The organism is Janthinobacterium foliorum (assembly GCF_978021625.1).
Genome location: NZ_CDXDQE010000011.1, coordinates 105,301 through 120,350 on the forward strand (window position 1 = coordinate 105,301; position 15,050 = coordinate 120,350).

Annotated in this window: 9 protein-coding genes; 5 read left to right on the forward strand and 4 right to left on the reverse strand. The window is 58.9% G+C overall.

The genetic code is table 11. The features are described from left to right. Nucleotides 1-6 precede the first annotated feature (6 nt). Nucleotides 7-516, reverse strand: coding sequence for a single-stranded DNA-binding protein (gene ssb, locus ACZ92H_RS21055; protein ID WP_034781209.1), 510 nt, complete (start codon nt 514-516; stop codon nt 7-9). Between the two features lie 379 nt (nt 517-895). On the opposite strand from ssb, the gene uvrA reads away from it, so the two are divergent. Beyond that, the gene (gene uvrA, locus ACZ92H_RS21060) at nt 896-3,745 is read left to right on the forward strand and encodes an excinuclease ABC subunit UvrA (RefSeq protein ID WP_465050911.1); all 2,850 of its coding nucleotides are present in this window, start codon (nt 896-898) and stop codon (nt 3,743-3,745) included. A 98-nt stretch (nt 3,746-3,843) separates the two neighbouring features. On the opposite strand, the gene ACZ92H_RS21065 is transcribed toward uvrA, so the two are convergent. Continuing rightward, on the reverse strand, nt 3,844-5,910 hold the full coding sequence (locus ACZ92H_RS21065; protein WP_465050910.1) for an outer membrane protein assembly factor BamB family protein: 2,067 nt from the start codon (nt 5,908-5,910) through the stop codon (nt 3,844-3,846). Nucleotides 5,911-6,243: 333 nt separating this feature from the next. After that, nucleotides 6,244-8,115, reverse strand: coding sequence for a phosphoenolpyruvate carboxykinase (GTP) (locus ACZ92H_RS21070; RefSeq protein ID WP_131378140.1), 1,872 nt, complete (start codon nt 8,113-8,115; stop codon nt 6,244-6,246). Between the two features lie 366 nt (nt 8,116-8,481). On the opposite strand from ACZ92H_RS21070, the gene ACZ92H_RS21075 reads away from it, so the two are divergent. After that, on the forward strand, nt 8,482-9,495 hold the full coding sequence (locus ACZ92H_RS21075) for a D-2-hydroxyacid dehydrogenase family protein (RefSeq protein ID WP_465050909.1): 1,014 nt from the start codon (nt 8,482-8,484) through the stop codon (nt 9,493-9,495). On the opposite strand, the gene ACZ92H_RS21080 is transcribed toward ACZ92H_RS21075, so the two are convergent. After that, entirely contained in the window at nt 9,483-10,256 is a 774-nt protein-coding gene (locus ACZ92H_RS21080) for an L-asparaginase (RefSeq protein ID WP_465050908.1), read from the reverse strand. The genes ACZ92H_RS21075 and ACZ92H_RS21080 overlap by 13 nt on opposite strands. Before the next feature lie 172 nt (nt 10,257-10,428). On the opposite strand from ACZ92H_RS21080, the gene ACZ92H_RS21085 reads away from it, so the two are divergent. The 3 genes from ACZ92H_RS21085 to ACZ92H_RS21095 all read left to right on the forward strand — a co-directional run bounded on the left by ACZ92H_RS21085 (nt 10,429) and on the right by ACZ92H_RS21095 (nt 15,010). Next, nucleotides 10,429-10,914, forward strand: coding sequence for an asparaginase domain-containing protein (locus ACZ92H_RS21085; RefSeq protein WP_034781194.1), 486 nt, complete (start codon nt 10,429-10,431; stop codon nt 10,912-10,914). Between the two features lie 202 nt (nt 10,915-11,116). Then, nucleotides 11,117-11,794 carry a PEPxxWA-CTERM sorting domain-containing protein gene (locus ACZ92H_RS21090; protein ID WP_465050907.1) on the forward strand — a complete coding sequence of 226 codons (678 nt, stop codon included), beginning with the start codon at nt 11,117-11,119 and terminating at the stop codon, nt 11,792-11,794. A gap of 477 nt (nt 11,795-12,271) precedes the next feature. Beyond that, the gene (locus tag ACZ92H_RS21095; RefSeq protein ID WP_465050906.1) at nt 12,272-15,010 is read left to right on the forward strand and encodes a TonB-dependent receptor; all 2,739 of its coding nucleotides are present in this window, start codon (nt 12,272-12,274) and stop codon (nt 15,008-15,010) included. The last annotated feature ends 40 nt before the right edge of the window (nt 15,011-15,050 follow it).

Below are 15,050 nucleotides of genomic sequence, written 5' to 3' on the forward strand. Positions count from 1 at the left end.
TCCGGATTAGAACGGAATATCGTCATCCATGTCCGAGAAGTTCGGCGCTGGCTTCGGTGCCGGGCGTGGCGCCGGGGCCGGCGCCGGACGTGGGGCTGGTGCCTGGCGCGGGGCCGGGGCTTCGTAGCCGCCGCCACCGCCGTAGCTGTCATCGCCGCCGCCGGCGTCGCCGCCCATGCCGGAGCGACCGCCCAGCATCTGCATCTGTTCCGCAATGATATCGGTTGCGTACTTCTCGACGCCGTCCTTGTCCGTGTATTTACGGGTTTGCAGGCGGCCTTCGACGTAGACGGAGGAACCTTTTTTCAGGTACTGGCCGACGATTTCCGCCAGGCGGCCGAAGAACGAGATACGGTGCCACTCTGTCAATTCTTTTTGTTCGCCCGTGTTGCGGTCCTTCGATTTGTACGAAGTGGCCACGGCGATGTTGGCGATCGCGTCGCCGCTAGGCATGTAGCGGATTTCCGGGTCACGGCCCAGATTGCCGACGATGATGACTTTGTTGACTGATGCCATGAATAACTCCTGATGAACTGCGGCGGGAGCCAAAACTCGCGCGCGTTAGATTTTTTGCCAAACGAGGATTATAAGCGACCAAGCGGCGCAAAGCATGCGCTTTCTGGCTTCGCCGTCTACCGTGCGGTGGCACGTTTTTTTCACGGCAGGTGAAAACAAGAAACTTGAATACTGGTATTATATACAGTGTTTAAACGTCTGCATGCATCTGTATCAAACTTTTCCGGGGCACGCTGGCGGGGCGGCGCAAACCGCCCGTGGCCGCCTCGGGCATGCAGATCAAAACCCGGCTATAGTAACAGGTTGACCCGTTGTGGCCAGTCATCCGCACCCTGGCCCGATGCGCCGGCCGCACACTCACTGAAAGCAAGGCAATCACATGGAACAGATCCGCATTCGCGGCGCTCGCACGCATAACCTCAAGAATATCAATCTCGATTTGCCGCGCAATAAGCTGATCGTGATTACCGGCTTGTCCGGCTCCGGCAAATCCTCCCTGGCCTTCGACACGCTGTACGCGGAGGGCCAGCGCCGCTACGTGGAATCGCTGTCGGCCTACGCCCGCCAATTCCTGCAACTGATGGAAAAGCCGGACGTCGACCTGATCGAAGGGCTATCGCCCGCCATCTCCATCGAACAGAAGGCAACCTCGCACAATCCCCGTTCCACCGTGGGCACCGTGACGGAAATCCACGACTACCTGCGCCTGCTGTATGCACGCGTGGGTACGCCCTACTGCCCCGACCACCCGGAAAATGCGCTGGCCGCCCAATCCGTATCGCAAATGGTCGACGCCGTGCTGGCCATGCCGGAAGACACCAAGCTGATGATACTGGCGCCCGTCGTCGCCAACCGCAAAGGCGAGCACGTGGACCTGTTCGAGCAGATGCAGGCGCAGGGCTTCGTGCGCTTTCGCGTGCAGAGCGGCACGCACGCGGCGAAAATCTATGAAGTCGATGACCTCCCGAAACTGAAAAAGACGGAAAAACACACGATCGACGTCGTCATCGACCGCGTCAAGGTGAACCAGGACATCAAGCAGCGCCTGGCGGAAAGTTTCGAAACGGCCCTGCGCCTGGCGGACGGCCGCGCCATCGCCTATGAAATGGATACCGCGCAGGAACACGTGTATTCCAACAAGTTTGCCTGCAATGTGTGTGGCTATTCCCTGCAGGAACTGGAACCGCGTCTGTTCTCGTTCAACAACCCCATGGGCGCCTGTCCCGAGTGCGACGGCCTGGGGCACATTGAATTCTTTGACCCGAAACGCATCGTCGCGTTCCCGAATCTGTCGCTGGCCTCCGGCGCCGTCAAGGGCTGGGACCGCCGCAACCAGTTTTACTTCCAGATGCTGACGAACCTGGCCGCCTATTACGAATTCGACCTCGACACGCCGTTCGAGCAGCTGGACTTGAATTCGCAGCAAGCCGTGCTGTACGGTTCGGGCAAGCAAGTGATTCCGTTCAGCTATGTGAACGAGCGGGGCCGCACCGTCATCAAGGAACACACCTTCGAGGGCGTGGTCAACAATCTGCAGCGCCGCTACCGCGAGACGGACTCGATGGCCGTCAAGGAAGAACTGGCCAAGTTCATCAATGAAAAATGCTGTCCCTCATGCGATGGCGCGCGCCTGCGCGTCGAAGCGCGCTTCGTCAAGGTGGGAACGGGCAAGCAGCAGCGCGCCATTTATGAAGTGGCGGAAAAGCCGCTGCGCGAAACGCTGGAATTCTTTGAAAAGCTGAAACTGACAGGCGCCAAGAAAGAGATCGCCGACAGGGTCGTCAAGGAAATCATTTCGCGCCTGAAATTCCTCAACAACGTGGGGCTCGACTACCTGTCGCTGGACCGCAGCGCCGACACGCTCTCCGGCGGCGAAGCACAACGCATCCGTCTGGCATCGCAGATCGGCTCCGGTTTGACCGGCGTCATGTATGTGCTCGATGAACCGTCGATCGGCTTGCACCAGCGCGATAATGACCGCCTGATCGAAACGCTGAAACACTTGCGCGACATCGGCAACAGCGTGCTGGTGGTCGAGCATGACGAAGACGCCATCCGCACGGCCGACTACATCGTCGACATGGGCATCGGCGCGGGCGTGCACGGCGGCGAAATCATCGCCGAAGGCAGCCTGCAAGACATTTTGAAAAACAAGAAATCGCTGACGGCGCAGTACCTGAACGGCAAGCTGAAGATCGCCGTGCCGGCCAAGCGCCATGCCAGCAATCCGGAAAAGCAGCTGGTCATTACTGGTGCCACCGGCAACAACCTGAAAAAGGTATCGCTCAGCTTGCCCGTGGGCTTGATGACGTGCGTGACGGGCGTATCCGGCTCGGGCAAGTCGTCGCTGGTCAACGATACCTTGTATCCGGCCCTGTCGCGCCATCTGTATGGTTCGCAGACGGAACCGGCGCCGCACGACTCGATCAGCGGCCTGGAGCATTTCGACAAGGTCATTTCCGTGGACCAGGCGCCGATCGGCCGCACGCCGCGCTCGAACCCCGCCACCTACACGGGCTTGTTTACGCCGATCCGCGACCTGTTCTCCACGGTGCCGACGGCCAAGGAACGCGGCTACAGCGCGGGCCGCTTCTCGTTCAACGTCAAGGGCGGACGCTGCGAAGCGTGCCAGGGCGATGGCGTGATCAAGGTCGAGATGCATTTCCTGCCCGACGTCTACGTGCCGTGCGACGTGTGCCACGGCAAGCGCTACAACCGCGAAACGCTGGAAGTGCAATACAAGGGCAAGAACATCACGGAAGTGCTGGGCATGACGGTGGAAGAGGCACATGAATTCTTCAAGCCCGTGCCATTGATCGCGCGCAAGCTGCAAACCCTGCTCGACGTGGGCCTCGGCTACATCAAGCTGGGCCAGAGCGCCACCACCCTGTCGGGCGGCGAGGCGCAGCGCGTGAAACTGTCGCTGGAACTGTCCAAGCGCGACACGGGCCGCACCCTGTACATCCTCGATGAACCGACGACGGGCTTGCACTTCCACGACATCGATTTGCTGCTGAAAGTCATCCACCGCCTGCGCGACCAGGGCAACACCCTCGTCATCATCGAGCACAACCTGGACGTCATCAAGACGGCCGACTGGATCGTCGACCTGGGCCCCGAAGGGGGCGCGGGCGGCGGGCAAATCATCGCCACGGGCACGCCGGAAGACGTGGCCGTCAATCCGGCCAGCGTGACGGGTAAATATCTGGGGCCGCTGCTCAAGCAATAAGCCGCGCTGCCCTCACGATCCCCCGGCCAATGGTCTTGCCCGGGGGATTTTCAGTTTGTATCAGCTGTTTCTCGCGCATTACGCGTCCTGAGACAGCCTTACTTCACGTTGAACCCCACCACCGAGCCTCCCAGCGCACTGATATATAAAACGCCATTTGCCGACATCGACAATGCCCCGCCGGTAGGCTCGGTCCACACCAACTGGTGGGTCTTCACATCCAGCGCATAGGTCATCCCGCTGAACGAGACAAAAACCAGATTTTTGGTGACCAGGATATCCGTGCCGGCGAACGACATGAAGCGCCGCGGCACCTCCCAGTTCCACAATAATTTGCCATCGTTTTCCGCGCGCGCTTCCAGGATGGACGTTGCTTCATCCACCGCGTACACCACGCCTTCCGCATACGCAAAATTATCGCCATAGGCGCCTCTGCTGGACCACGCCACCTTGTTTTGCGCAACGTTAAACTTGACCAGTTTTCTGGTGTTGCTGCCATTTTCAGGCTGTGTGATACCGAATATGGAACCGGATACACCTGCGACCGGAGCCAGGGAGGATGTGTGCGAGGAAGTCCACATCATTTCCGGGGTGGCAATCGTCCCCTGGAGTACTCCCGTCGCGGCATCAACCATGGACAGACCTTGATCAAGGCTGAACAGATTGCCGCCCTGTACCGTCGCCGAGGTCATGGGCGCAAACCATAGCGGCGCTCCCGTTAGTGCCTCCAATGCCTGAACGCCATTCGTGCCGCCACTGGCAACGCTATAGAAAAGTTTTCCTCCGCTAAGTAACGGCTCCATCGATAAAGCAGGAATTGGATTGCCATCGCTCTTGGGGAACGATGAATAGGATGTGAATACCGTCGTTCCGGTGCTTGCATGCAAACCATACAGTACTTGCCGCTGGTCATCGGTACCAGTTCTTACATACAGCATATCGCCCGATGCGACAGACGAAGGATTTCTGCCAAAGTCGCGTCGCCATGCGACGCTGCCATCGGATTCCTTCAGCGCATACAGAATCGTACCGGCATGGACGAAAACATGATTGGCGGACAGCGTCAGTGGCGTACGTTGCATATAACTGGAACCGGGAATTGGCCAGGACCAGCGCCTGGAAAATGTCGACACATCAAGCGTTACGGGAACATAGCTGGAACGTTGCGCATTTCCTCGCAAACCTTGCCAGTCAGCAATTTCCGGCCAGCGCGTCAACGCAGTCAGGGTGGCCAACGCCCTCACTTCGACGTCATATGGTACCGACATGGTCGTCACCGGGTAGCGCGCGCTGCACTCCTTGTCGCGGCAGCCGCGTATTTCAATGGTGCCCTGATAACGTCCACTCGCCAATGCTGGCGCGGTTTTCAGCGTGAACTCATACATGAAGTCACCATTCCATCGGAAGTCGGTTGTTTTGCTGAATACGCCTTTCGAGTCGGTGGCGGTGAGATACAAGTTGACTTTGGACTGTTCGGATGGCGATGGCGCAGCGAGCACGCAGCTGATCACGGCGCCTTGCCCTTCATAAAAAGATTGCGATATAGAAGTGGGATTAACAAACTCTACCGGTATGGTATGCAGGGCGCTCACCGAATAGGGCAGCAACTGCCGGGAATAGGAAATCGGATTGCTGCAGGCTGCATCCCGGCATACCTGTATTTCCATATATCCTTCATAGGTACCAAAAGCCAAGGTGGTCGGCATCTTGACCAGCGCGGTATATGTCAGATTATTCTCTTGAGTAACGGTGCTACTCAACTGCAGTACGCCGGTTGGATCGAAGAAGCGGAAAAAAAGCGGTTCTGTCGTCGGACTGCTCAGTGCGATCTGCACTTTCGATACCCTGCTCTCGCCGAGCAGCATGACTTCCATCACCTTTGACGGCGTAAATTTCAACGCAGGATACACCGTGCCTGGCGTCGTGGGCACGACCGGATCTGGCTGCGCAGGAGTCACCGGCGTTACTGGCGCAATCGGCGTTTCCGGTACTGGTACTGGTACTGGTACTGGTACTGGTACGGTCGGTGGTACCGTGACCACAGGCGGCGGTGGAACCGGAGGGACGACATTGGTATCCGAACCGCCGCCCCCGCCGCCACAGGCGCTGAGACAGCATAGGGCAATCGAAGCGAGCTGTTTCTTTACAGACATCAACTTATCCACATTATTTTCCATCAAGAAATTTTAAGTTAGCAAATAATATAGATTGATAAAAATGTTGTCTATCTTTTAAATATATTTGTCCGCCGCGATGGTGTGGGCGCCACGCGGAAAAGTAGCCTGGCATGAAATACTTCGGTGCAATAAAAAACGGCGCGGATTGCTCATGCAATCCGCGCCGTTTCTCTTTTTGCTAGCACCCCAGTCATTGCCGGCGTGTCATTTATCGCACGCCAGTCTTTGCTGGCGTGTTTCTCCCCCACTACAACTCTCCACACCTGACAAGCTGCTGCGCGGTGCGCTACGCTGGTCAGGTGCTGCTTGACGCTAACTTACTTATGCACTCAGCCGCTTTTCCAGCGCAGCCTTGTTGTCTGCCAATTCCTGCGGCAGATGATACGCGAGTTTTTCAAACAACTCCGTATGCAATTTCAATTCTTCCACCCACGCGGCCTTGTCGATCGAGGTGATGGTGTCAAACTGTTCCTGCGTGAATGGCAAGCCATCCCAGTTCAGGTCGCCATACTGCGGCGTCGTGCCGAACAGGTTTTCCACGCCGCCGGCCTTGCCATCGATGCGGTCCAGCATCCACTTCAGCACGCGCATATTGTCGCCGAAGCCAGGCCAGACGAATTTTCCCGCCTCGTCCGTGCGGAACCAGTTGACGCAGTAGATCTTCGGCAGGGCCGCCGGGTTCACTTTACCCACTTTGACGCCCATGTCCAGCCAGTGCTGGAAGTAATCGCTCATGTTATAGCCGATAAACGGCAACATGGCAAATGGATCGCGGCGCACGATGCCCATCTGGCCCACGGCCGCGGCCGTCGTTTCGGAACCCATGGTGGCGGCCATGTACACGCCTTCCACCCAGTTGCGCGCTTCCGTCACCAATGGCACGGTGGTCGAGCGGCGGCCACCGAAGATGAAGGCCGAGATCGGCACGCCGGCCGGATCGTCCCAGGCCGCGTCGATGACGGGGTTTTGCGTCGCCGCTACCGTGAAGCGCGCGTTCGGGTGCGCAGCCTTGGTGCCGGACGCCGGCGTCCAGTCCTTGCCCTGCCAGTCGATCAGGTGCGCTGGCGCTTCCTTGGTCAAGCCTTCCCACCAGACGTCGCCATCGTCCGTCAGGGCCACGTTGGTGAAGATGGTGTTGTCGCGCATGGAAGCCATGCAGTTGAAATTGGTTTTTTCATTCGTGCCAGGCGCCACGCCGAAGTAGCCCGCTTCCGGATTGATGGCGTACAAACGGCCGTCGGCGCCCGGCTTGATCCAGGCGATATCGTCGCCGATGGTGGTCACTTTCCAGCCCTTGAAACTGGCCGGCGGAATCAGCATGGCGAAGTTGGTCTTGCCGCAGGCCGACGGGAACGCTGCCGCGACGTAATGCTTCTTGCCTTCTGGCGATTCCACGCCGAGGATCAGCATGTGTTCGGCCAGCCAGCCCGGATTGTTGTCGGCCGCTTGCGCTTCCTGGTAGCCCATGTTCGAGGCGATGCGCAGGGCGAAACACTTCTTGCCCAGCAAGGCGTTGCCGCCGTAGCCCGAACCGAAGGACCAGATTTCACGCGTTTCCGGGAAATGCACGATGTACTTGGTGCTGTTGCACGGCCATTTCACGTCAGCCTGGCCGGCGGCCAGCGGCGCGCCCACGCTGTGTACGCATGGCACGAACTCGCCATCCGTGCCCAGCACGTCATACACGGCACGGCCCATGCGGGTCATGATCTTCATGTTGACGGCCACATAAGGCGAGTCGGACAGTTCTACGCCGATGTGCGCGATGGGCGAACCCAGCGGGCCCATCGAGAATGGCACGACGTACATGGTGCGGCCACGCATGCAACCGTCGAACAGGCCATTCAAGGTGTGGCGCATTTCGCCGGGGTCGGTCCAGTTATTCGTCGGGCCGGCCGCTTCTTTCGTTGCCGAGCAGATATACGTGCGGTCTTCGACGCGGGCCACGTCGCTCGGGTCGGAGCAGGCCAGGTAGGAATTCGGGCGCTTTTCCGCATTGAGTTTTTTCATGGTGCCGCTGGCAACCATCTCGGCGCACAGGCGCTCGTACTCTTCCTGCGAGCCGTCGCACCAGTAGATGCGGTCCGGCTTGGTCAGCGCGGCAATGTCGGCCACCCAGTTGATCAGTTTCTGTTGTTTAATATAAGCTGGGACGTTGAGTGCGGCGACGCCACCCATGACGGGCTGATTCATATTACCTCCAATACCAATAAAAGAAATTCTGGTCGTTCCGGCAAGACAGGCAGCATCGTTGAGAGGTGGCTGCGGCTCATGAGCCAGCGGCAATCTCACGCTGGCAGGGCTCTGGTGTCGTGTCCGCCGCGGCGTTCGCGCCGGCGGCATTTATCTGGATCATGCTCCCAGGCTGCAGGAACAGTGTGCGCTTGCTTTGCGCTTCGCTCATCAGGAAGCAGCAAAAGTGCCGGCGATTGTACACCCGCAAAACAGCTATTCTCGCAAAAATGTAGGAGAATAGCTTGAGTAATGTAGTAGGCTATTCAGCATTTCCCGTATCCTGTTATTTCCCTACCAAATCCTCATGAAAATCGGCCATCCACCATGAAAATTGCCATACTCGATGATTACCAGGATGCCGTGCGCGGCCTCGATTGTTTCCAATTGCTCGACGGCCATGACGTCAAGGTCTTCAGCAATACGGCGCGGGGACTGGGCCAGCTGGCCATCCGCCTGGCGCCCTTCGATGCGCTGGTGCTGATCCGCGAACGCAGCAGTTTCAACCGGGCCTTGCTGTCGAAACTGCCGAATTTGAAACTGATTTCGCAGACGGGCAAGGTCAGCGGCCATATCGACGTGGCCGCCGCCACGGAACTGGGCATCGCCATCGCCGAGGGCATCGGTTCGCCCACGGCGCCAGCCGAGCTGACATGGGCGCTGATCATGGCGGCGCAGCGCAAGATCGTGCCGTATGCGCAGCATTTGCAGGAGGGCTTGTGGCAGACGTCATCGCTGGAGCCGGCGCGCAATACGCTGGGCACGGTGCTGAAAGGGCGGACCCTGGCCATCTGGGGTTACGGCAAGATCGGCCAGCTGATCGCCGGCTACGGCCGCGCATTCGGCATGACCATTCTCGTCTGGGGCAGCGAGACGAGCCGCGCGGCGGCCGTGGCGGCGGGCGATATGGCGGCGCCATCGCGCGAAGCATTCTTCGAGCAGGCAGATGTGTTGAGCTTGCACCTGCGCCTGTCCGACAAGACGCGGGGCCTGGTGACTGCGGAGGACCTGGCGCGCATGAAGCCGACGTCCCTGTTCGTCAACACCAGCCGCGCCGAGCTGGTCGCCGACGGCGCGCTGGAAGCGGCCTTGCCGCAGGGCCATCCTGGCGCGGCCGCGCTGGACGTGTTTACGGACGAACCCTTGCCGCCCGGCGCGCCGCTCCTGCGGCTGCCAAATGTGCTGGCCACGCCCCACCTGGGCTACGTCGAGCGTGACAGCTATGAGCTGTATTTCCGCTACGCCCTGCAAAACATCGTCGATTTTGAACGGGGCCAATGCACGCGCCTGCTCAACCCGGAGGCGCTGGCGCATGCGCGGCAAACCCCTCAGGAGCGCTGAAAGCCCTTCAGCAGGTCCGGCTCGCCCGTGAGCTGCCTGGCGGGCGCGGGCAGCACGTGCCGGCCGCGCCACAGGCCGGCCCAGCCGGGAGGCCAGGCGATGTCCGGCCCCGCGTACGGCGCCACGCCGGCGCGCACGGCAACCACCGGCACGGGCGGCATGTCCTGCAGGGGCTCGCCCGCGGCGCGCTGCATGTCCAGGCTGTACATATAGTCGGGCAGCAAGGCGTCGCAGACGCGGCCGAACCATTGCGTATGGTCGTCGTCGCGCCCCAGCGCCTGGGCCAGCCCCTGCGGGTCGAAACGCGCCAGCGCGTCGATCAGTTCGCCCGTGGAGGCGCCCGGGGAATCGCCCCAGCCCATGACGGGGTTGACGTTGTAGTCGGCGCCAGACCCATACCAGCCTTCGCGCCACGGCCGCTGCATCCAGTCGCGCGGCCCCGTGAACAGATGCCAGCGCCAGTGCAGGCCGGACGGCTTCGGCCAGGAATACAGATACAGTTTTTGATAGCCGGCCTGATGCAGTTCGCGCACCATGGCCATCAGGCGCCCATGTGGCATGCGGTCGGGCGGTGCGCGGCGGAACAGGATCGCTTCGCCATCGGCAAACTGCACGTCGTCCGTCGACAGGTTCAGGTCCAGGGTGCGCGCCTCGCTGCCAAAGCGCGCGGCGATCCAGCCCGTCAGCAGATTGACGGACGTGATCACGCCATAACCGCGGTGGCGGTGAAAAATGACGGTGCCGGGAGCGAGCGCTTTCATTCGGGAGTCTGGCCGGTGGGCAGGCAAAGAAACAAGTGTACTCACAGATGGCGGAATTTTCCAGACGCGATATGCGCGCGCCCGCTGCGGGCCCGCCAGTCACGCCAGGTACGCAATCCACCCAATCCACGATATCATGCCCGTCATTCTCCACTGACATCGTGACCACATCATGACTTTGCGCATACTCGCCACCGGCGGCACCTTCGACAAACACTACAACGAATTGAACGGCACCCTGGGCTTTTCCGACAGTCATTTACCCGCCGCCATCGCCCGCGCACGCATGACGGCGCCCGTGGCGCTGGAACAATTACCGCTGCTGGACTCGCTCGACATGCAGGATGCGGATCGCCAGCGCGTGCTGGCCTCGTGCCGCGCGGCGCAGGAAAAAGCCATCGTCATCATCCACGGCACCGATACCATGCGCGAAACGGCGCAAGTGCTGGGCGCGGCGAACCTGCAGCAGACGGTGATCCTGACGGGTGCCATGATCCCCTACGAAATCGACAATTCTGACGCCCTGTTCAATCTGGGCTTCGCCTGCGGCGTGGCGCAAACCTTGCCGGCCGGCGTCTACGTGGCCATGAATGGCCAGATCTTCGCCTGGGACAATGTGCAGAAGAACCGCGCCGCCGGCGTCTTTCAGCCCCTGTAAGGCAATTGCGCTGCGGCAACGTCGCAGCGCAGCAACAAAAATCAGCCGCAACATTTACAGAAGAATAAAGAATACATGCATTAATTCCCATGTGGAAATAAACAAAGTAAAAAAACAATATATTTGTTCATAATTACAATTTTTTCCTGAGCATCAATGCTATATTCAGGTCATCGACTAACCCCTTTTTTGGGAATCCATCATGACCAAGCGCAAATCGGCTACACAACTGATCCAACTGGGCGCCATTGCCGCCGCATTTGCGCTGAGCGGCGCCGCCCAGGCGACGACCAGCCTCACCAATGAATATACGGTGACGGCCTCGGCTACTGCAGCCGGCGCGAATACCTGGACCTTCGATTACAGCGTCCTGAACAATAACCAGGGCATCGGCGGCCAGACCGGCCTCGACGGCTTCACGATTTTCGTCCCTGTGTCTGCCACCCTGGTCGGCTCCAGCGCCCCGGCACCGTTGAACGGCGCGCCCGGCTTCTGGTCGCAAGGCACCAGCGGCGCGCTGGACCTGGGCGGTGACGGCTCGCAAAACCTGGTGGCGCCATCGGGCTACGCCGCCTATACGTGGTGGGGCCAAAACACGCAATCGGTGTACACGCCAGGGTCGACCGCCAACTTCAGCATCACCTTGAGTAATGTTGCCGTCGGCACCAACACTGTCGGCGTCAGCACCTACTTCGGCTATGGCGCCGCTACCGCACAATCTGCCAGCAATCAGTATGGCAATTACTCTACCTTTACCGGTACTTTCGCTTCACCGGTGGCCGCAGTGCCTGAACCGGAAACATACGCCATGCTGCTTGCCGGCCTCGGCCTCGTCGGCTTCATGGCACGCCGCAGAAAATCGGGCAAGCAAGCCACCTGATGTCCGCTCTGCAGCAACTCGACAAGCCCGCTTTCAGCGGGCTTTTTTTTACATTTATTTACTTTGTAGAAATTCTGCCAAGCAACACTTTTCCTCGAATTATTGTTGGCAAAAGAGGAAATTGCCAACATAATAATTTTATGTTGTAAAAAAACGCCATTCAACATTTTTTAAAACATTGATTTATAAAAATTAAAAATCGCCATTTAACAAATAAATTAAATATTCTTCAGTATCTCTAATTTATTGCCAAATCCGACACGGTTGCTGTCCTTTTTTTCTTGCTGAGAAGACATAATGTTTGCCTCGACAAGTAAAAAGTGCATTTATAACAATATTGCACGAAGTAGTCTTCCTTGCCCGTCCGGGCATGTGTCCGCCTACCGTACTCGCCATCGCAGACCGTCTATCCGCCGGTCATGCCGGTGCTCGGGTGCCGCTTGTCGTTATTAAAACTACTACGGAGTAATTGTTATAATGGCATTGAAAGAAAAAATCGGCGCGCGCAGCGTGCGCCTGGCCCTGACCGTTCTGGCAGGCAGCGTCTTGTTCTCTGGCCAATCCATGGCTGACGAAGCAATTCAAAAAGTAGAAATTACCGGTTCGAGTATCAAACGTATCGCCGTCGAAGGTGCATTGCCCGTGCAACGCCTGACGCAAGAAGCGATCGCCCGTACCGGCGCGAACACTGTGGCTGACCTGGTGCAAAGCCTGCCAGCCATGCAAGGTTTCACCATCGGCGCCGTGGCTGCCGGTTCCAACTCGGGTGGCCGCACCAGCGCATCGATCCATGACATCGGTGAAAGCTACACCCTGGTACTGCTGAACGGCCGTCGCATCGCGCCACAAGGTTCGGGCACCTCCGTCAACCTGAACGCCATTCCGATGAGCGCGGTTGAACGTGTCGAGATCCTGACCGACGGCGCTTCGGCCCTGTACGGCTCGGACGCCATTGCCGGCGTGATCAACTTCATCCTGAAGAAAAACGTGCAAGGCGGCACCCTGGAAGCCACCTACGGCGGCCCGGAAGACAAAGGCGGCAACGCCTGGAACACCAACGTTACCTACGGCTTCGGCGATCTGGACGAAGACCGCTTCAACGTGCTGGTATCGTACCGCCACGACGAACAATCGAAACTGAAGGCAACGGACCGTTCGTTCGCCCGTTCGTCGTACATTCCTGTCAGCTACCGCGGCCAGAACTACATCTACGACCGCACCAGCCCGTCGACGGCTCCAGGCAACGCCACCGTCGCCTTCAAGGACAGCAACACCAACCCGCAACTGCAGTTCAGCCCTTACCTGGCGGCCAACGGCAATTGCGGCCCGACCAACTACGTGACGGCAACCAACTCGGCGGTATGTGGCTTCGATGGCGGTTCGACGGTTGAAATCGTTCCAGAATCGAAACGCGACAGCCTGTTCGCACGCGGCACCTACAAACTGACGGAAAACCTGAATGCGTTCGCCGAAGTCGCCCTGTCGCGCTTTGACCTGACGGCGCGTATCGCCGCCAATCCGGTACCGATCAGCATCGCCAAGGACAGCGCACTGTACAACCAGTACGTACGCCCAGGCCTGACGCAAGCACAGCATGACGATGTCAAAACCGTCACCGCCAACTACCGCATGGTTGACTGGGGCACCCGCGCCAGCAACACCATCACCGACACCAAGCACTTCGTGGTCGGCGTGGAAGGCGAAGTCGGCGAATGGAACGTGGAATCGGCCCTGACCTGGTCGCAAAACGCGATCGACGAGCGCTATGTGGGCGGCTATGCCAAGAACGCCGAGTTCAAGGCCATGCAAAAGAATCCATTGTTCAACCCGTTCTTGCCAGCCGGTAACGCATCGCCAGAACTGCAAAAGCTGATCAACGATTCGCAGTTCAACGGCTCGATCCGTACGGCATCGACCACCATGCGCGGCATCGATGCGCACGGTTCGCGCGAACTGTTCACCCTGCCAGGCGGCAAGGCCAATATCGGTATCGGCGGCGACTACCGCGAATACAAATATGAGCAAACGCCATCGAACGGCGCGAGCAGCGACACGATCTACAACTTCAACACCTCGGCACGCTACGACCTGAGCCGCGAAACCTACGGCGTGTTCGCCGAGTTGCTGGCACCTGTCACCAAAACCGTGGAAGTGAGCCTGGCTGGCCGTTACGACACCATCACCAAGATCGACAACGGCGTGGTGAACAAGACTATCGGTAAAGACCAAAGCGCCAGCACCTACAAAGTGACGGCACGCTGGCAGCCAGTGCAGCAAGTACTGCTGCGCGGTTCGTACGGCACAGGCTTCAAGGCACCGAGCATGCTGGACATCGGTCAACCACTGGTCAACAACGGCTTTACCGCCAAACCATGGGATTGCCCATTCCCAGGCAACGACCTGTGCCGCGGCAAAGCCCAGCAATACAACCAGTTGGCTGGCGGTAACGAAAACCTGAAACCGGAAAAATCCAAGCAGTACACCGTTGGTTTCCGTATCGAACCTAGCTCGGCATTCTCGTTCGGCGCCGACCTGTGGGACGTGAAGATCACCGATGCGGTTTCGGCAGTGAGCGAAACCCAGGCCTTCAGCAACCCAACGCTGTACAAAGACCTGTTCGGTACCTACATCGAGCCATCGACCGGCAATACCTACTATGCGTTCAAGTCGCTGTCGATGAACATCGGCCAAACGCATAACCGCGGTATCGACTGGGACATGACGGCACGTCATCGCTTTGATTTCGGTAACCTGACGGCCAACCTGAGCGGCACCCATATGCTCAAGGCGGACTACACCGTGCCAGGCACCAAGAATCAGTGGACGACCAACATGAACTACTTCGGTATCACCGATGCAGTCACGTTCCGTAACCTGATCAAGCTGAACATGAGCCTGGAAACCGGCAAACTGACCAGCACCATGGTTGTCAGCTATCGTAACGGCTACACCGATGCAGCCGCTTCGGTACTCAACGTCGATACCAAGAAACTGGAAACCATCCGTCTGGAAGTTCCTTCGTACACCACCGTCGATCTGCAAGGCCGCTATGCCTTCAACTCGGCTGTGACATTGCGCGCCGGTATCAAGAACCTGTTTGACCGTGAACCGCCGCTGTCGCTGCGCGCTTCGTCGGGCCACCAGGTTGGCTTCGACCCACGCTACGCTGATCCAATGATGCGTTCGGTCTACTTCACCGGCAGCTACAAGTTCTAATTTGACGTCCTGAATTAGACTGTCCACAGAGCGCCTTGCA

What these genes read in the sequence shown, in the direction of transcription:
- ssb (WP_034781209.1), bottom strand. Translation starts at nt 516, where the DNA reads ATGGCATCAGTCAACAAAGTCATCATCGTCGGCAATCTGGGCCGTGAC.
- uvrA (WP_465050911.1), top strand. Translation starts at nt 896, where the DNA reads ATGGAACAGATCCGCATTCGCGGCGCTCGCACGCATAACCTCAAGAAT.
- ACZ92H_RS21070 (WP_131378140.1), bottom strand. Translation starts at nt 8,115, where the DNA reads ATGAATCAGCCCGTCATGGGTGGCGTCGCCGCACTCAACGTCCCAGCT.
- ACZ92H_RS21075 (WP_465050909.1), top strand. Translation starts at nt 8,482, where the DNA reads ATGAAAATTGCCATACTCGATGATTACCAGGATGCCGTGCGCGGCCTC.
- ACZ92H_RS21080 (WP_465050908.1), bottom strand. Translation starts at nt 10,256, where the DNA reads ATGAAAGCGCTCGCTCCCGGCACCGTCATTTTTCACCGCCACCGCGGT.
- ACZ92H_RS21085 (WP_034781194.1), top strand. Translation starts at nt 10,429, where the DNA reads ATGACTTTGCGCATACTCGCCACCGGCGGCACCTTCGACAAACACTAC.
- ACZ92H_RS21090 (WP_465050907.1), top strand. Translation starts at nt 11,117, where the DNA reads ATGACCAAGCGCAAATCGGCTACACAACTGATCCAACTGGGCGCCATT.
- ACZ92H_RS21095 (WP_465050906.1), top strand. Translation starts at nt 12,272, where the DNA reads ATGGCATTGAAAGAAAAAATCGGCGCGCGCAGCGTGCGCCTGGCCCTG.